General features: G+C 43.2%; 20 protein-coding genes and 1 riboswitch. Of the genes, 13 read left to right on the top strand and 7 right to left on the bottom strand.

Translation table 11 applies throughout. The features are described 5' to 3' along the window. The first annotated feature begins 82 nt into the window (after positions 1 to 82). The 4 genes from QNH15_RS18100 (at position 83) to QNH15_RS18085 (ending at position 3,550) form a co-directional block, all read left to right on the top strand. On the top strand, positions 83 to 1,972 hold the full coding sequence (locus tag QNH15_RS18100; RefSeq protein WP_283895639.1) for an OPT family oligopeptide transporter: 1,890 nt from the start codon (positions 83 to 85) through the stop codon (positions 1,970 to 1,972). 77 nt (positions 1,973 to 2,049) lie between these two features. Further along, positions 2,050 to 2,337 (top strand): PqqD family protein, encoded by a 288-nt coding sequence (locus tag QNH15_RS18095; RefSeq protein WP_283889577.1) that lies wholly within the window; start codon positions 2,050 to 2,052, stop codon positions 2,335 to 2,337. Between the two features lie 89 nt (positions 2,338 to 2,426). Next, on the top strand, positions 2,427 to 2,606 hold the full coding sequence (locus tag QNH15_RS18090; RefSeq protein ID WP_061972406.1) for a hypothetical protein: 180 nt from the start codon (positions 2,427 to 2,429) through the stop codon (positions 2,604 to 2,606). Between the two features lie 164 nt (positions 2,607 to 2,770). Further along, positions 2,771 to 3,550 (top strand): GDSL-type esterase/lipase family protein, encoded by a 780-nt coding sequence (locus QNH15_RS18085; protein ID WP_283889576.1) that lies wholly within the window; start codon positions 2,771 to 2,773, stop codon positions 3,548 to 3,550. Between the two features lie 56 nt (positions 3,551 to 3,606). Here the strand turns inward: QNH15_RS18085 and QNH15_RS18080 are convergent, their stop codons facing one another. Then, positions 3,607 to 3,801 carry a hypothetical protein gene (locus QNH15_RS18080; protein WP_053357472.1) on the bottom strand — a complete coding sequence of 65 codons (195 nt, stop codon included), beginning with the start codon at positions 3,799 to 3,801 and terminating at the stop codon, positions 3,607 to 3,609. A gap of 169 nt (positions 3,802 to 3,970) precedes the next feature. Further along, a riboswitch (cyclic di-AMP (ydaO/yuaA leader) is annotated at positions 3,971 to 4,123 on the top strand. Positions 4,124 to 4,261: 138 nt separating this feature from the next. Between QNH15_RS18080 and QNH15_RS18075 the strand changes: the two genes are divergently transcribed. Both QNH15_RS18075 and QNH15_RS18070 read left to right on the top strand, forming a co-directional pair. Then, on the top strand, positions 4,262 to 5,503 hold the full coding sequence (locus QNH15_RS18075; RefSeq protein WP_283889575.1) for a dicarboxylate/amino acid:cation symporter: 1,242 nt from the start codon (positions 4,262 to 4,264) through the stop codon (positions 5,501 to 5,503). Between the two features lie 156 nt (positions 5,504 to 5,659). Further along, positions 5,660 to 6,361: a hypothetical protein gene (locus tag QNH15_RS18070; protein WP_061972409.1), complete on the top strand. Its 702-nt coding sequence runs from the start codon at positions 5,660 to 5,662 to the stop codon at positions 6,359 to 6,361. A gap of 10 nt (positions 6,362 to 6,371) precedes the next feature. Here QNH15_RS18070 and QNH15_RS18065 read toward each other — a convergent pair whose 3' ends face one another. After that, positions 6,372 to 6,983 carry a DNA-3-methyladenine glycosylase gene (locus tag QNH15_RS18065; RefSeq protein WP_283889574.1) on the bottom strand — a complete coding sequence of 204 codons (612 nt, stop codon included), beginning with the start codon at positions 6,981 to 6,983 and terminating at the stop codon, positions 6,372 to 6,374. 138 nt (positions 6,984 to 7,121) lie between these two features. On the opposite strand from QNH15_RS18065, the gene QNH15_RS18060 reads away from it, so the two are divergent. From QNH15_RS18060 to abbA, 3 genes are all read left to right on the top strand, one after another. Beyond that, complete coding sequence (locus tag QNH15_RS18060) at positions 7,122 to 7,292, top strand: hypothetical protein (protein WP_156412583.1); 171 nt, start codon at positions 7,122 to 7,124, stop codon at positions 7,290 to 7,292. 61 nt (positions 7,293 to 7,353) lie between these two features. Continuing rightward, positions 7,354 to 7,533 (top strand): Fur-regulated basic protein FbpA, encoded by a 180-nt coding sequence (locus QNH15_RS18055; RefSeq protein ID WP_090235106.1) that lies wholly within the window; start codon positions 7,354 to 7,356, stop codon positions 7,531 to 7,533. 82 nt (positions 7,534 to 7,615) lie between these two features. Continuing rightward, complete coding sequence (abbA, locus tag QNH15_RS18050) at positions 7,616 to 7,795, top strand: antirepressor AbbA (RefSeq protein ID WP_090235104.1); 180 nt, start codon at positions 7,616 to 7,618, stop codon at positions 7,793 to 7,795. 36 nt (positions 7,796 to 7,831) lie between these two features. On the opposite strand, the gene QNH15_RS18045 is transcribed toward abbA, so the two are convergent. Continuing rightward, on the bottom strand, positions 7,832 to 8,044 hold the full coding sequence (locus QNH15_RS18045; RefSeq protein WP_061972413.1) for a hypothetical protein: 213 nt from the start codon (positions 8,042 to 8,044) through the stop codon (positions 7,832 to 7,834). Between the two features lie 226 nt (positions 8,045 to 8,270). On the opposite strand from QNH15_RS18045, the gene QNH15_RS18040 reads away from it, so the two are divergent. Both QNH15_RS18040 and QNH15_RS18035 read left to right on the top strand, forming a co-directional pair. Then, positions 8,271 to 8,546, top strand: a complete 276-nt coding sequence (locus QNH15_RS18040; RefSeq protein ID WP_283889573.1) for a holin — start codon at positions 8,271 to 8,273, stop codon at positions 8,544 to 8,546. A 201-nt stretch (positions 8,547 to 8,747) separates the two neighbouring features. Further along, positions 8,748 to 9,260, top strand: coding sequence for a hypothetical protein (locus tag QNH15_RS18035; protein WP_283889572.1), 513 nt, complete (start codon positions 8,748 to 8,750; stop codon positions 9,258 to 9,260). Positions 9,261 to 9,372: 112 nt separating this feature from the next. On the opposite strand, the gene QNH15_RS18030 is transcribed toward QNH15_RS18035, so the two are convergent. Together QNH15_RS18030 and cudC are read right to left on the bottom strand one after the other, a co-directional pair. Then, positions 9,373 to 11,055 carry a high affinity choline transporter 1 gene (locus QNH15_RS18030; protein ID WP_430667172.1) on the bottom strand — a complete coding sequence of 561 codons (1,683 nt, stop codon included), beginning with the start codon at positions 11,053 to 11,055 and terminating at the stop codon, positions 9,373 to 9,375. A 360-nt stretch (positions 11,056 to 11,415) separates the two neighbouring features. Continuing rightward, a complete protein-coding gene (cudC, locus tag QNH15_RS18025) occupies positions 11,416 to 11,973 on the bottom strand; it encodes a choline uptake/conversion transcriptional regulator CudC (RefSeq protein WP_283889570.1) in 558 nt (185 codons plus the stop codon). A 513-nt stretch (positions 11,974 to 12,486) separates the two neighbouring features. On the opposite strand from cudC, the gene ytkD reads away from it, so the two are divergent. Next, on the top strand, positions 12,487 to 12,963 hold the full coding sequence (gene ytkD, locus QNH15_RS18020; RefSeq protein WP_061972417.1) for an RNA deprotection pyrophosphohydrolase: 477 nt from the start codon (positions 12,487 to 12,489) through the stop codon (positions 12,961 to 12,963). Between the two features lie 175 nt (positions 12,964 to 13,138). Then, complete coding sequence (gene hmpA / locus QNH15_RS18015; RefSeq protein WP_283895638.1) at positions 13,139 to 14,374, top strand: NO-inducible flavohemoprotein; 1,236 nt, start codon at positions 13,139 to 13,141, stop codon at positions 14,372 to 14,374. A 69-nt stretch (positions 14,375 to 14,443) separates the two neighbouring features. Here the strand turns inward: hmpA and QNH15_RS18010 are convergent, their stop codons facing one another. Together QNH15_RS18010 and QNH15_RS18005 are read right to left on the bottom strand one after the other, a co-directional pair. Further along, entirely contained in the window at positions 14,444 to 15,253 is an 810-nt protein-coding gene (locus tag QNH15_RS18010; RefSeq protein WP_283889569.1) for an ABC transporter permease, read from the bottom strand. After that, positions 15,231 to 16,010 carry an ABC transporter ATP-binding protein gene (locus QNH15_RS18005; protein ID WP_061972419.1) on the bottom strand — a complete coding sequence of 260 codons (780 nt, stop codon included), beginning with the start codon at positions 16,008 to 16,010 and terminating at the stop codon, positions 15,231 to 15,233. The genes QNH15_RS18010 and QNH15_RS18005 overlap by 23 nt, the downstream gene beginning before the upstream one ends. Positions 16,011 to 16,022: the final 12 nt, after the last annotated feature.

Below are 16,022 nucleotides of genomic sequence, written 5' to 3'. Positions count from 1 at the left end.
AACATTTGGAAAACTCGGTTTTTGTCGAATTATGGTATAATGGTCTTTGTTCAAAATTTCTGATGATTAGGCGGTGTTAATGATGGACAACAAACAAGAAAAGTCCTCATCCTTTGTTCCCTACATTCCCTCATCACGATCATTGCCGGAGTTAACTGCGGTTGCTATCATTTTTGGTATCATTCTGGCGATTGTTTTTGGTGCGGCAAACGCGTATTTGGGACTTAAAGTAGGTTTGACAGTTTCCGCTTCCATTCCTGCGGCGGTCATATCCATGGGGGTATTGAGAGGGATCTTCCGAAGGGATTCGATTCTTGAAAACAATATCGTACAGACGATGACAACAGCGGGAGAAGCGATTGGAGCTGGAGCTGTATTTACGCTTCCGGCCTTCTTTCTTCTGGATATTGATTTATCACAGACGGTTATTATATTTATTGTACTTACCGGTGGGCTGCTCGGCGTCTTTATGATGGTCCCATTGCGTCAGATGTTGATTGTCAAAGAGCATGGAAATTTGCCTTACCCGGAAGGAACGGCGTGTGCCGAAGTTCTGAAGTCCGGTGAAAAGGGCGGAGCCAATGCAAAGACAGTGGCCATCGGATTCTTGTTCGGCGGTCTTGTAAAAGTTTTGGGAGACGGCTTTATGCTCTTTAAAACAGAAATTGAAACGCAAGTGGGCAAACTTAAGAATACAGTGGTTGGTATGGATATATTCCCTGCCCTGCTCGGTGTGGGTTATATTATCGGGCCGCGAATTGCCGGACAGATGCTTGCTGGCGGTTTGCTGGCGTGGATTGTATTGATTCCTGCCATCGCATTTTTTGGTGCAGACAGCACAACGGCTATATTTCCTGCAGAAGATCCGATCGGCAAGCTGGATGCCTGGGGAATCTGGGATAGCTATATCAAGTATATCGGCGCAGGCGCCGTGGCAGTAGCCGGATTGATTACGCTGCTAAAAACGATGCCAACATTGATTTCCACGGCTGCCAAGACCATGAAGGGACTGTCTGATGGTTCGGTTGGCGGAGGAATTCAGCGTACCGATAAAGATATGCCATTCCGCTATGTTATTTTAGGCGTCGTTGCCCTCGTTATTATTATTGGTGCAGCACCGGTGACAAACGTTGGGTTTATTGGTGCGATTGCCATTGCCATCTTCGGCTTCCTGTTTGTTGCTGTCGCTTCCCGAATCGTGGGTATTGTCGGGAGTTCATCCTCTCCGGTTTCGGGAATGACGATCGCTACCTTGTTGATTGTAACTCTCGTATATAAAGTAACCGGCCTGACCGGCCTGGATGGCATGAAAGCTGCATTAACAGTGGCAGCCATTGTTTGTACAGCGCTTGCCGTGGCCGGTGATATTTCACAGGATTTAAAAACAGGTCACCTTGTCGGAGGTACACCTTGGAAACAGCAGGTTGCCATGATGATCGGTGTTATTGCTTCAGGTCTTGTCATTGGTATTATTCTAATTGTCCTCGATAAATCATATGGCATGGGTTCGCAGCAGCTTCCTGCTCCTAAAGCGGCCATTATGAAAGTGCTCGTTCAAGGGATCTTTGGCGGTGATCTGCCATGGAGCCTGATATTTATTGGTGCAGCCATTGCGATTGTTATTGAGTTTCTTGGGTTGAATTCACTCGTTGTGGCAGTTGGTTTGTATCTGCCGGTTCATATTTCAGCGCCAGTTATGTTTGGTGGCGCGGTTCGCTGGCTGGTTGATGTCACTGCGAAAACAAAAGAAGAGCGACAGGCACGCGCCGATAGAGGTGTATTGTTTGCTTCGGGACTCATTGCAGGGGAATCCTTGCTTGGGGTGCTCATCGCTGTGCTTATCTTCTTTAACGTAAGCATCCCGGAAACACCGCTCACAGATAACCGGTTGATTCCATTCCTGATTTTTCTGTTTGTCTGCTGGCTGCTTTATTGGTTCTCCACCCGGACGAAAGCGGACAAGTTAAAATAATGGGTCTTTTTGGATCAAAAAAAAGGAGTGACCAAAACCTTTTAACGATGGTGCCTCAGTTCAAACAAGGTATTCATATGGAAAATCGCAAGGACGGATTTGTTTACTTGATGATTCCAAGAACAAATCCGATTGAACGGCTGTCCATCCGTTTTCTTAAACAGCCCTCCTTTTTTCCAGTCAAACTCGATGAGCTTGGTGCCTTTGTTTCAAAACAAATCGATGGCATAAAAACCATCGATGAGATCAGCGCGAATCTTGAGGCTGAATTTGGAGAAAAGGCTTCACCGGTTGTTCCAAGGCTGGCCAAATTTATAGAAATGCTTGAGGTGAACGATTGGATCACCTGGAGAAGAGAGAATTGATTTCTCTCTTCTCTTTTTTTTGAGTTTCACTGCTACATAACTGCTTTCTGTGATTCATATACATGTGAAAAAGGAAAAGGAGAGTGGTTATGGGGGCGCTGGTCATTGTACTCCTGCCCGTGGCTTTGGTCCTGGTGGGTACAGCTGGACTGATTGGTTCATTTGTGCGGAGGGATACAGGTGATTATGATTTGGAAAACCTGTGGGAAGACCGTCATTATACTGCCGAAGACTACCGCTTAATCGATGAAGAAGACTCCTTGAAATAGGGGTTTTTTTTATGGATCCAAAGTGCTAACTTCTTCTATTTGCGTTATAATAGTAAAACTTGATAATATCCCGGTATGCTGTTTTAATGGATAAGCAAAAGGGAACTCAGAGAGACAACAAGCAATTTTGACATCTAGGGTCACGCAGAAAGAGGAGGATTTTTTTGGGTAACCGAAAAAAGGTCATATACCTACTTGGTGCTGTTGTATTAGTGACAGCATTGTTTTTTATATTTTATTTCGTAAAAGAATATAGTGGTGACCAGGGGAGCGAACATCGAAAATCTCCTCAGGTTCAAGGGAAGGAACCCCGGCCTAAACAGATCCGGATTGTGGCTTTGGGGGATTCACTGACATACGGTCGTGGAGATCCGAAACGAAAAGGCTACATCGGTCTGGTGAGACAAGGAATGCAGAAAGAGCTTAAGCGTCCTGTCGTTCTCAATAATTACGGGATCAGCGGGCAAAGGTCGGATCAGCTGTATAAACAGCTCAGCAACGGGATGGTATCACGGTCCGTCCGTCAGGCCAATTATATCTTTTTATTTATTGGGACGAATGATTACAGAAAAACCGCAGGCTGGAACTTCAGAAACATCAATCAGCAGGAAATGGCCATCGGCCAAAAAATGCTGTACAGCAACCTTGAGAAGATTACCAAGAAACTGCGCCAGCAAAACAAAAGGGCTCATATTTATATTTTAGGGCTGTATAACCCTTATACCGAAAACTTTTATGATGCGGTTTCGGCACAGGTGATTAAGAAATGGAATATATCCATTCAGGAAATCAGCGAAAAAACCCCTAATTCTACTTATATTTCCACGTATGAGTTATTTAACGGGATTCCGAAGGGGGAATATTTCTCGGATGCCATCCATCCAAATCCCCGGGGATATTACCTGATTGCCCAGCGGGTAATTGGAGAACTGAAGATCAGATGACCATAAGAAAACCGGGCAGCAGAAGCAGTCCGGTTTTTTACATTTATTTTATGGACCTAGCGTTTAATATCATTTTCAAGCTTGCCGTTCATGTCGATCATGAAACCGATCTCCCGGCCAAGCAACTGGCTAAGTTCTTTTGCTTTCTTTTCACTCTCATTTTTAATTTGCTCTATCGTCAACTCACCCTTTAATCGTGAAGAACCAACGATAATACTGAGATCTCCTTTTTCAAAAAAAACAATTCTCATTTCTTATATGCCTCCTATTTAGGAATTTCTGTCTATTCTTTATATATTTCGTCCTAATCCAAAAAGCTGGTGGGGTTATCTATTGAATAAATTACATTGATAATGTTTAAGGTTTCTCAGGGAACTTGACAAAATTTTTGTAACATTGATACTATAGTAGTAACCGAATAAAGTACAATCGCTGAGTTTCTGGGCACAGAAACCGGGGGAACCAATCAAATGGCTTTCATAAGCCTAGGGGTGAATCTAACTATAATTTAGAAGGCATATATCTCGTTGCCTAATCCGACAGCTAACCCCGGAAGCGTTTTGGAGAGTGATACGTTTGTGCAAATTAAACCACTAGTCTGCCCACGAGAAGTCTCGCTCTTTTCGTGGGTTTTTATTTGGGATAAATTTCTTGAAAGAGTGTAATTTTATACCATTCTTTCAGACATATTAGAGATATGGGGGAGATGAAATGAAATTATCGGTTAAAATTATTATCGGTCTCGTGTTAGGGGTTATTGTAGGTTTAGTTCTCAACCTGGCATTTCCAGATGCGTTCGGAGGACTCGATAAGTATGTTTTGACGCCCGTTGGACAAATCTTTTTGAAGCTCATTAAGATGCTGGTCGTACCAATTGTTTTCTTTTCTATCGTTCTTGGAACAGCAGGATTGGGAGATCCAAAGAAACTGGGGAGAATTGGTGCGAAGACTATCATCTATTTTCTAGCCACCACCACGATTGCGATTGTAATTGCCATGGCTGTTTCCTTGATTGTTAAACCGGGTGCAGGCGGAGGCTTCCAGACCCAGGGCCTTGAATTTAAAGCAGAAAAAGCACCTCCGGTAACGGAAACCCTGATGGGCATTGTTCCGGAAAACCCGGTTGCTGCCATGACGGATGGAAATATGCTGCAGATCATTGCATTCTCTGTGTTTGTAGGATTTGCACTTACCATGCTTGGCAGTAAAACAAAAGGTATTTTGAACTTGGTGGAGCAGGGAAATGAGATTATGATGTATCTGGTTAATCTCGTCATGAAAGTTGCTCCATACGGTGCCTTTGCATTGATCGCTTCTGCGGTCGGCAACTATGGGCTTGGCGCGCTGAAAGCGATGGCACTCTACATGATTGTGGTTGTTGCTGTATTGTTGATTCACTCCATTGTAACTTACGGAGGAACGGTTGCTCTGATTGCAAGAAAAAGCCCAATCTGGTTCTTTAAAGGCTTTGCGCCGGCCATGGCTCTTGGCTTTAGTACATCAAGCTCGAATGCAACACTTCCAATTTCCATGAAAACTGCTCAGGAAAACCTGGATGTTCCGGAGCCGATCAGCGGCTTTGTACAGCCGCTCGGAGCCACCATTAATATGGATGGAACAGCCATCATGCAGGGTGTTGCCACAATCTTCATCGCACAGGTGTTTAACCATAGCTTAACGATTGGTGAAATGTTGACAGTCATTTTAACAGCCGTTCTTGCTTCAGTCGGAACCGCTGGCGTTCCAGGAGTAGGATTGATTATGCTAGCGATGGTTCTTCAATCTGTTGGACTTCCGGTAGAAGGAATTGCGCTTATTCTCGGTGTGGACCGGTTGCTTGATATGCTTCGTACTTCAGTAAACATAACAGGCGATGCGGCATGTGCAGTGATGGTTGCGAAGACAGAAGAAAAACATGCGGATCGCCCGTCATCCGTCAGTGCAAGTGTATAATTAACATCTAAAAAAGAGGATGGCGCCCAAGCCCTGAATGGTTTGGGCGTCATTTTTTTCTTGTTAATTTTCCGTGAAATCGTAAAATATTGCCTTTTTCACCAAAAAAGGTGATATCATGAGAAATAGAAATGCTTTTGTCAGGAGGAAGTTGGCATGGATCAATTGTGGCAATTAATCGTATTAGTAAGTAAACTGCTATGGGCAAAAGCTGCAGCCGGATATTTTGCATTGGGCGTGCTGGCAGAAGCTGTTTTCCAAAACTTTTGGGTGCAGTTTGTCAGTGCCATTGTAGTGGGTATGGTACTGGTGAAACTCATTGAGTTTAGTATTCGATACTATTATTATCATAATTTTGTGCACCGAAAGTTAAAAAACAGCCTGGGCGCACCTGCTGACCTTGATCTATTTTTTCAAACGACGATGAAACGGGATATCTCCAGAGGCCTGCTTCCCAATTTGCGTTTTATGCGAAGCCTTTTTTTACAAATGAGAAGAACAGAATTGAGATTGTTCCATACCTATTTGCGGACGAATATAAGGACGCTGAAGGGCGGCAAACCGATCGGTTATGCTGTGGGGATTTTAATTGGTCTGTTTACCAGCTTTGCCATGGACATCCTGAAGATCAATAACCTTGCTTTTTCCCAGGAAAGCACAGTGAAAACCGTGTTGTTTGTGGTTGTCTGGTTTATTATTGTTCATCTGTGGATGAACAAGCGCATCCGTTCTTTTACACAGCTGGATGGCATTGTCCTTGCCTGTTTGAATGAAAAGTTAACGGATCCTTTTGACCCTGAAGAAGAACACGATGAGGACCTGTTATTCGAAGAGAGAATGATGAAAGAGCACTCCTGATGGGGTGCTCTTATTTTGATACGTAGAGATTATCCTTGACCCAAAATCTGTAGGGATACAGTGCTGCTTCGCCGGCATAATCCACACCAATCCTTGGTCCCGATACAATGTCTTGTTCTGGGACGTCTCTATATTCTCGTAAATAAAGATGCTCGGAATTGAGTTTTACCCCATAGTCTTCAAGTGTAATGCCCATGGCTTTGCACAATTTTCCGGGCCCGTCGGCCAGTTTTTTTAATTCCTTAAGGTTCCAGGCACCATTGTCCATTAACGAAACTGCCATGTTGCGGCGCTCCATCATCAGAGGGATGCCTTCTTTTGGCTCAAGTGCGCGGATTAAAATGGCTTCAGGCTTATGAAGGGGACCTGATACGATGTTAAAACACGTATGCATGCCATAAATAAAATAAACGTACACATGGCCGGCTTCTGCATACATGATTTCTGTACGGGGTGTTCGTCTGCCCCCATACGAATGGGCAGCCCGGTCTTCCGGTCCCAGATAGGCTTCGGCTTCGACGATAAATCCAGATGTCAGCCCTTCCTCTGTTTCATGGACAAGTTCCATACCCAACAGCTTTCGGGCAAGTTGAAGGGTTGGGTATTCAAATAATTCGTTCATTGTTTTCCTCCAATATCATTCTTCTCTTCTATACCCGAGTTCCTGGATAATTATATCTGTAAAATTTTTAATAGACCAAGGAAGGAAGTCAGCGAGCAAAGTAGAATTGTTTAGTGTAAAGACGGGAGGCGAATAACGATGGATGGAAAAGTTAAAAAAACGGGCATCTATGAAAACCTTTCGAAACGACGCTATGAATATTGGTATGTAAGCAAATCGGGACTGAAAACCATGGTTTCCTGGCTATGCTGGAGTGCTCCGCCTGCCGTTTTGGAAGAGTGGAGCAATTCTGTGGCCAAATCGGTATAGGAATGAAACTCACGAAAACTGGAGAGAACTGTAGATAAAAAAGAAAGGATCACTCTAAACAATGAATGTTCCTCAAGGACAATTGCGCAGGGCGGTTGAAAGCAGAAAACAGTTTCTTATCCAGAAGTTGCTTCACCATGGATTTATGATGCAAGAACAGCGGTTGCTGCAGGAGTTTACATTATCCGAACTGGAACGAGAATGGAACTCGATGCAGGCGCAGGACAATGTGAGCCTATAACGTTGCTCAGAAAATTACCAGAATTTTAGGCATTCTGCTGCGAACTTTCTCCCTTTATAATAAACAAAGGGAGGGATTTCTTATGAGTCTTAGCGTTGCTGACAAATTGCTGCTGGCGGATCTTACGTTAACGCAAAAATATGCGAAAGAGTTGGTTCAGTCCGAATTGATGGAAATTGAACTGGGTTTAAAAGAAGCGGAAGATGACCGGGTGAAGAAATTGAATGATTTGCTTATGGTTTTACATAAAACAGGCTATTAACTAAAATAACCCCTTTTAAAAAGAGGGGTTATTTTTTTATGAATCCAGTAATCCTTTGCGGCGCGCTTCCATCCTCCACTCGGCTTCTTTTACTAGCCGTTTCGGAAGCTTGCCTTTATTTTTTAGAAAAGACCAATAGGTTTTGTACTGTTTGGGCCGGACGTTTGGTGACACTTTTCTCGCATATTCCCACCACGTCATTTCATTCGATTCCAGCATAATTAAATACAAATCATCTTCTCTTCTCATGCGTTTCACTCCTGTTATGCATTGTTTCTCTTTTTCTAGCTTTAGTATGCACAATCTACTGGAAAGTCAATCTGTTCCAGCAAATTTAGTTTATGCAGCAAGTTATTAATGGTACGGGTCATTTCGTTTTTATTAAAATAGAAGGGATTTGCAAATGGAAGTTGAACTATAACGTATATGCTTTAAACTGAATAACAGAAGATGGAAAAGCAAAGGAGGATGAGGAATGGAACAAATTGTGACGTTTGCCTCACTTTTAACGCCTCTGGTAACGAGTCTCGTACAGCTGTTAAAACGTACTTTCCCTATTCGGAAAAGATTCATTCCATTAATCAGCTTTTTCATTGGAATATTCATTGGGCTTTTTGCCTATCCATTCACTGATATGACAGCAGATTTTCGCGTTTGGTCGGGCGGGCTTGCAGGACTTGCGGCCACCGGTTTATATGAAGTAGGTAAAAGAGGAACCGGCCGTTTGGGACGAAGCCGGAAAGCCGGATAATACACGCATAACTAGACGACTATAACTATAGTCGTATTTTTTATGAATCTGATCCTTCTTGCAGGGAATCGCGGATATATGAAGTATTTTAGGAGTAAAGAATGGAACGAAAACAAAAAAAGAGGTTTCCTTGTCTTTCATTAAAGGAATAGTTTATCTAACGTAACATTTTTATTAAAAAATTCAGGGTGGTGAACAGATTTGAGATATTATGCAACCAGTTTTTTAATAGTAATGTTGGCTATATTTGCTTCTCCAAGTCCGTTAAAAGAATCTTCGGTGATGAAAGAGACCTCGTTCGCGGAACAAAGTGCTCAGGCTGAGGAAGTGTCATTGACGAAAGCGAAGGCTTTGCAATTATCCCAGGAATTCATAAATAAACTGCAAACCAAAACAGACAGCCAGTATAGAGTAAAAGATTATTCAAGCAAATCAGAACTGATCAAGGATGTAAGGCGTGTTGCCTCTAAACAAATGGCAAGTGATTATGTAAATGGACTGTTTGAAGAGAAAAAAGGAAAGCTATACGTTGTTCCCACTGATCTTCCTCCATGGGTGGAAAAAGGCCAAAACTTTGAGTTGAAGAAGTTAAGTGAATCATCGTATCATCTTGTTCAACATAACAAAAGCGATTTATATGGGGAGTATAGTATAACACTTGGATTTGAAAAAGTTAATAGCCATTGGGTCATTACTTTTGCTTCAATTTCATAATGCCAAAAGCCGCATGGTCAAGTACTCCTGCGGCTTTTTATGTAATGAAAAATGATAGGAATATCATGGTTCTAAAAAAAAGACCGGGGAGACGTTCCCGGTCTTTTAACTCTTATTTAACCGTTTCTTGTTTATTTCTTCTTACGTTGGTAAGAGGGAGCGGCGGGCATTTATGGCGTGTCAGATAAGACACGACAAGAATGGTGATGAGCCCGGCAAGCATCGAGGTCGTACGGAATGGAAAGTAGATGATTCCATTCTCGACCATTGGATAAGGAATAAATGCTGGTATATTCAGCACAGGCTCCCCTCCTCCGAACCTTAAAATAATGGCTACCAAGAAGCCTGCTATAGATCCATATTTATTGGCCCATTTGTAATAGAGTGCACAGGTCAATTGCGGGAAAAGGATGCAATAGACCATGTCGCTTGATAAATACCAGAGTGAATAAACGCTTTTCGTATTCAAAGCAATCAATGTGGCCCCAACACCGATGATGATTACACAGCGGCGAATGACTTTTTGCAGCTGCTGTGGCGTCACTTTCTTTTTGGTTAACGGACGGTAAACGTTCCATGAAGCCATACCTGAAGCGGACAGGAATGAAGCAGCAACGGCTGCAAGAACTGCTGCTGCCAGACCGCCCAGTGCAATCGCTCCAACGATTTCCGGGGTCATGTATTTAAATACATAGGTCAGGATCAGTGAAGCATTCTCGGGTTTAGCAACACCCAGTGAAGCCCAGTCTGCATTATATCCGGCAATTCCGATCAATGTCGGAGGAATCGCTGCGAGAGCACAAAGCACTCCAGCAGAGATGGACAGCCACATCGCAACATTTTCGTTCTTGGCCGAAAGAACCCGCTGAAAATAAATTTGCCATGGAATTCCTCCAAAGATCAGTAGCAGTGCATAGTCCCACCAATACCAATACTTGTTGCCCCACTCCGGATCATCCCAGCCGGTGAGCGGCGGGAACATGCTTGTGGCACCTTTCATATTTCCCGAATAGTTACTGAAGGCTTCATGGAAACCTCCCACGTGTGAAAATGCAAAAGGCAACACAAGGAGAAGTCCTGCAAACATAATGGTGATTTGCAGCACATCTGTATGAGCAATCGCCCATAGTCCTCCTACAACGGTATACGCGATGGCGACAATCGCCGAGAAAATGATGGAAACTGTAAAACTTAAGCCCAAAATAACACCAAACGTTGTACCAAGAGCTGTTAAAATGGCGGCGCTCCAGAATAACTCTCCTAGAAGGGCAGGGATATAAAGTAATCCAGCCATCTTCTTACCAAATCGTGACTCCAAAGGATCCAGCATTGTCATGAATTCCATTCTTCGCATTTTACGGGCGAAGAAGATGCCGCCTAGGATCAGGCTGATGGCATAAGCCCATGGCGCTTGCGTCCAGACAATACCATCGGAATAAACGGTTTCTGCGGTCCCGGCAATATAGCCTCCGCCCACCCATGTTGCAGTCATGGTAAACATTGACAGCCAAAGCGGCATTGACCGGCCGGCGACCAGCATGTCGTCCGTTTTTCCTTTGCGTTTTTCCACGGCTTTGGCGCCAATGTAATAAAACAGGCAGTACAGTCCAAGCATGATGAACAAGCCTGGCCAATAGATGGTTTTCTTGGCAAATAAGGAATAACCAAGTGTGATTAATGAAAAGACAATAAATCCGATAACGGCGACCGTTAAGGGGTTCCAAAACGGCGGTTTGCTGCTTTTGCGGCTTACCTGCTGTCCGTCACCTGTATTTGGTTGTTTTGGTGCATTCATACTCATGTTTTTTACCAACCTCCTAAAGTCTAGTGTTTCGTCTGGAATAGAATTGAAAACGCTTGAATTTGCAGTGGGCATAAGACATTTCATCATAATGCAGGCCCGCTCTGGATGTTGGTTTCATTCATTTGTAATAAATAGTAAGAAAAATTCGGGAATGGGAAAAAATCAGAAAACAACGGGTAGAAGAGGGCTTCTCATGAAGAAACCATCTCTTTCCACATGCATACGAGGTTAAAAGGGACTGGGGGTGCAGTACCCGCTTTTCCAGTGAATGTTTGTTGTAGAAACAAAATTCCCCGCTCCCCACTCATGGGGATTAAGCGATCTTACTGTTTTGTGGAATTACCAGGTGATTTACTTTTTATCGTCATCCGGTATGGGAAGATAGCGAAAAATGTCTCCAGTCTCAAAACTGTCAACAAGCGTTTCAAGCCAATAATAATATTTCTTTGACTCGTGGATCAGCTCAAAATGGCGCTCTGCTTCAGCACGGATGGCTTTATCCACCTTTGTATGCTGAATCACGGTCTGTAAATCCTTCTCCGACATTTCAATGGCTTCCAGATTAAGTCTCACTTCACGCATCCATTTAATACAGAAAAAGTGAATCAGTGATTTGAAAAAGTTTTTTTCCGCTACAAAAACATCCTTGCGTGAACCTTTTTGCCATGTTTTATGAACCACATTAATCTCTTGAAGTGTCCGGACAGCCGTGCTCATACTCGGCTTGCTCATCTTCAGTTCTTCCTTCATTTCATCAAGCGTCATTGCGTTTTCAAAATACATGGTTCCATAAAGTCTCCCTGCTGAAGGAGTAACTCCATAAAGATCCATCGTTTCTGCAATGGAATGGACAACGTTTCCCTTCGCTCGTTCAATAGCTTCCCGAGCCATCTCATTATGATCTTGCATTCCAACCATCCTTATTAGAAAAATTTAATTCGTTAAAAATTTTCCTTACATTCACCTATGTTACATGAATAAATTCTTATGTCAAATGCTCATAAGAAAATCAGGTGTAAATATAGAATACCTACATTATAAGGGGGATTTTCATTTTTTATTTCACGGAAATCGAGCGAGGCTTGGGGTTTACAAATGAAAAAAGGGATGTTAAGTTATATAATGTTCAAAACATTAAATTAAAATTTAATAAACTAAACTCCTTTGTGTAAATCCTAACAACCTGTTTGGAAATGATGAGTGCACTTATAATGTAAAAAAACTCCAGTCCGCTTGGACAGGAGTTTTTTATTTTTTACTATAAATATGGGATAATAGATAAAGAAACTAAAAAGTGATCCTTCCTCTTATTAAAAGGGTACCTGTATTTCATAATAGGAAGGAAAGTATTTTTAGGTATTGGACAATGTATGCTTCCTTATTTACAATAGAATTAACCTAGTGATTTGGAGTAATTAAACAATGGAACCCATTACTTTTAAAGATTATTATGATAATACTGTTAAGCTTTCCTTTGATGACCATCCTTTTTCCACTGACCCAAAGCATGTCTGGGTACTGTGCCGTTTTCGCGGGCAATGGCTCCTGACAGAGCATCCGCGGCGGGGAATTGAATTTCCCGGCGGAAAAGTTGAACCGGGAGAAAATGCAGATCAGGCTGCTGTCCGTGAAGTTTTTGAAGAAACAGGGGGACATGTTTCTTCCCTTCATTATTTGGGACAGTATAAGGTGGATGGCAAAGGCGGCATCATCATTAAAAACATATATTATGCTACAGTTGATAAATTATTGTTGAAAGATCGTTATTATGAAACTAACGGACCTGTCTTTTTTGAGGAATTGCCGGAATCCTTTGAAGGACAACAAAAGTTCAGCTTCATGATGAAGGATCAGGTGCTCATACAAAGTCTCCAGCATACGAAAGAAAGGTTTTTATAGAGCCTTCATTGCACAGCTGCATCCCATGGATGTTGGCTGTTTTTTTATTCTGCAAGATTTGTATAGAAATACCACGCGTTGCTAAAGCTGAATTGGGGTACGTGTCCTATAGTGAAAAAAGGAGGCTTTGACAGTGGATAGAAACAAAAAAGAACAGCGTGAAGAAGTAACCAAAATGGTAAAACAGCTGGGTCCAAAAAAATTAGAAGTGATCAAACAGACACTTCCGGTTGTTAAAGAACATGGTGAGGCCATTACCAAGAAATTCTATCAGCGGTTATTCGAAAGTCATCCCGAATTGAAAAATATGTTTAATATGACCCACCAGATTACCGGCCATCAGCCAAAAGCACTGGCGGAGGCCGTGTATGGAGCTGCAGCAAACATAGAAGACCTCAGTCAGATCATGCCTATCCTGGAGAGGATTGGCCAAAAGCACCGAAGTCTGCAGGTAAAACCAGAGCATTATCCCATTGTAGGCGAACATTTGCTGGGGGCAATCAAGGAAATTCTGGGCGATGCAGCGACTGACGAGATTCTTGATGCATGGGTCGATGCTTACCAGATTATTTCGAGTGCATTTATTAAAATGGAAGAAGGATTTTATAAAAGCGCAGAGACCCAGTCAGGCGGGTGGGCAGGATTTAAGAATTTTATCATTGACCGGAAAGTCAGGGAAAGCGAAGTCATTACTTCGTTTTACCTTAAGCCTGAAGATGGACAAGCATTGCCATCATTCCTTCCGGGACAATATATTACAGTGAAAGTTGAAATCCCCCAGGAGGAATATACCCACCTGAGACAGTACAGCCTGTCTGACCGGCCGGGTCTGGATTATTTCCGGATCAGTGTAAAGCGGGAAGGACCAAAAGGCGAAGACATAGGGCCCGGTGTGGTATCCACGGATTTGCATCAGTTATACAATGAAGGGGATGTACTTCCCATTTCTGCTCCAGCCGGCGATTTTTATTTGGATGTTGACAGTAACAGGCCGGTTGTGCTCATCAGCGGAGGGGTTGGTCTGACTCCGGTTACAAGCATGCTGCATACCATCAATGCCAATCAGCCCGATCGAAAGGTTGTCTATATTGAAGCGGCGCAAAATGGAAGCGTCCATGCTTTCAGGGAAGAAGTCCGCAAGGTAAGTGAACAAAATCCAAATATCACATCTTATTTTATTTATACACAGCCCTCAAACGAGGACCGAGAAAAAGAGTGTTTTGACCGTGAAGGCTACATTACCCTTGAATGGCTGCAGGAGGTATTGCCCTCAAAAGATGCCCAATTTTACTTTTGCGGTCCATTGCCGTTCATGCAGGTGGTCAACTCTGCACTGAACCAATGGGAAGTGCCCGAAGAGGATATTCACTATGAATTCTTTGGATCATTCGGTAACCTGGAAGAGGCGTAAATACTTGAACCCCTCCGATCAATGAGGAGGGGTTTTGGTCATGTCCGTAATTTAGTTTAAGCGTAAGGTTTACAGTGTCCGGTTCTTGATCAGCTTTTTTTCGAGAGCTTCAACAAGCTGATACATAAGGGTTGCCAGCAAAGCGATAATCAGAAGGCTCATCAATACGAGGGTAAAATTGAACACCTGAAAACCGTAAATAATCAGATAGCCCAGTCCTTGTTTGGAAACAAGGAACTCTCCAACAATGACCCCAACCCAGGAAAGGCCGACATTTACTTTCAATGCCGAGATAATCGCCGGAAAACAGGCGGGGAGGATCACCTCTTTAAAACATTGATACTTTGAACCTCCGAACGACCGGATGACTTTTACATAGTTGGGTTCTACATTTCTAAATGACGTATAGATTACGATGGTTGTAATAATGACAGAAATTAAGATCCCCATTGCCACAATGGATGTTAGATTGGGCCCGAGAGCTACGATAAGGATAGGGCCAATGGCGACTTTGGGCATGGCGTTTAGAATGACAAGGTACGGATCAAGAACTCTGGAGAGAAAGGGGAACCACCAGATCAGGGCAGCGAGCAGGGTTCCGAATAACGTTCCAAGCAAAAAGCCAATCGCTGTTTCTGAAAGGGTCATACCAATATGACCGAAAATACTTCCATCCGCTATTTTATCAGCAAGCAATGTAAGGATTTTCTGTGGTGAACTAAAGAGAAGGGGATCGATCCATTTTTGGTCTGAGCTGTACTGCCAAAGACCGAAAAAAAGAATGAAAATCAAAAGCTGAGAGAGTCTGACTTTGATTGTTTGTTTGCGCAGGTTCAACAAGTAGTCGGAGTGGGTTTTACTCGGTGTCGTTTTGTTCAATTTGTTCCAACTCCTCCCAAATTTGCTGAAACATCACAGAATAATCAGGATGCTGGCGCGCTTCAAACGGCAGACGCTTTCTAAGATGGCCGGATACCGGAAACGTCCGGAAGATTCTCCCCGGTTTTGTGGAAAATAAAATGATCCGGTCGCTCATGGCAATGGCTTCTCCAATATCGTGGGTGACCAGAATTGCGGTTTTGCCATGTTCACGCAGAGTAGTAGAGACTAAATCTTCAAGTTTTAGTTTGGTTTGATAGTCAAGTGCGGAAAACGGTTCATCCAGCAGGAGGATCTGCGGGTTGGTTGCGAGTGTGCGGACCAATGCCACACGCTGTCTCATGCCGCCGGACAATTCATTTGGGTATTTATCCAAGGTGTCATATAAGCCGATTTCGCTCATCAGGGATAGGGCATATGAGGTCCGCTCATCGTTCAGACAACCTTGCAGTTTTAATCCTACCAAGATATTGTCTTTGATTGTCTTCCAGGGAAACAGGTAGTCTTGCTGAAGCATATATCCGATTTTCGCATGGGGTTGTGTAATCAACTGATTTTTCAAGGAAACTGTGCCGTTCGTTGGCTGTATTAGACCCGAGATGATGGAAAGCAGGGTGGACTTTCCGCATCCACTCGGTCCTAGAAAGGAAACAAATTCTCCCTCGGAGACAGAGAGTGTAATGTCTTCTAATGCAGTCGTGGCCGTTTGCTTGGAAAAGTACGTTTGACCGATCGATTTTAATTGTAAGAAGGCCACTATGATCCCTCC

Source organism: Fictibacillus enclensis, from assembly GCF_030123385.1.
In the GTDB taxonomy this organism is placed as follows: domain Bacteria; phylum Bacillota; class Bacilli; order Bacillales; family Fictibacillaceae; genus Fictibacillus_C; species Fictibacillus_C enclensis.
Note: the sequence above shows the minus strand (reverse complement) of the source record. Positions and strands in the feature narration are given on the sequence as shown.

Coding starts and splice junctions, on each gene's coding strand:
- cudC (WP_283889570.1), bottom strand. CDS start 11,973: ATGCAAGATCATAATGAGATGGCTCGGGAAGCTATTGAACGAGCGAAG.
- QNH15_RS18065 (WP_283889574.1), bottom strand. CDS start 6,983: ATGAACGAATTATTTGAATACCCAACCCTTCAACTTGCCCGAAAGCTG.
- QNH15_RS18090 (WP_061972406.1), top strand. CDS start 2,427: ATGGGGGCGCTGGTCATTGTACTCCTGCCCGTGGCTTTGGTCCTGGTG.
- QNH15_RS18040 (WP_283889573.1), top strand. CDS start 8,271: ATGGAACAAATTGTGACGTTTGCCTCACTTTTAACGCCTCTGGTAACG.
- QNH15_RS18080 (WP_053357472.1), bottom strand. CDS start 3,801: ATGAGAATTGTTTTTTTTGAAAAAGGAGATCTCAGTATTATCGTTGGT.
- hmpA (WP_283895638.1), top strand. CDS start 13,139: ATGGTAAAACAGCTGGGTCCAAAAAAATTAGAAGTGATCAAACAGACA.
- QNH15_RS18075 (WP_283889575.1), top strand. CDS start 4,262: ATGAAATTATCGGTTAAAATTATTATCGGTCTCGTGTTAGGGGTTATT.
- QNH15_RS18070 (WP_061972409.1), top strand. CDS start 5,660: ATGGATCAATTGTGGCAATTAATCGTATTAGTAAGTAAACTGCTATGG.
- ytkD (WP_061972417.1), top strand. CDS start 12,487: ATGGAACCCATTACTTTTAAAGATTATTATGATAATACTGTTAAGCTT.
- QNH15_RS18100 (WP_283895639.1), top strand. CDS start 83: ATGGACAACAAACAAGAAAAGTCCTCATCCTTTGTTCCCTACATTCCC.
- QNH15_RS18045 (WP_061972413.1), bottom strand. CDS start 8,044: ATGAGAAGAGAAGATGATTTGTATTTAATTATGCTGGAATCGAATGAA.
- abbA (WP_090235104.1), top strand. CDS start 7,616: ATGAGTCTTAGCGTTGCTGACAAATTGCTGCTGGCGGATCTTACGTTA.
- QNH15_RS18060 (WP_156412583.1), top strand. CDS start 7,122: ATGGATGGAAAAGTTAAAAAAACGGGCATCTATGAAAACCTTTCGAAA.
- QNH15_RS18030 (WP_430667172.1), bottom strand. CDS start 11,055: ATGAATGCACCAAAACAACCAAATACAGGTGACGGACAGCAGGTAAGC.
- QNH15_RS18095 (WP_283889577.1), top strand. CDS start 2,050: ATGGAAAATCGCAAGGACGGATTTGTTTACTTGATGATTCCAAGAACA.
- QNH15_RS18055 (WP_090235106.1), top strand. CDS start 7,354: ATGAATGTTCCTCAAGGACAATTGCGCAGGGCGGTTGAAAGCAGAAAA.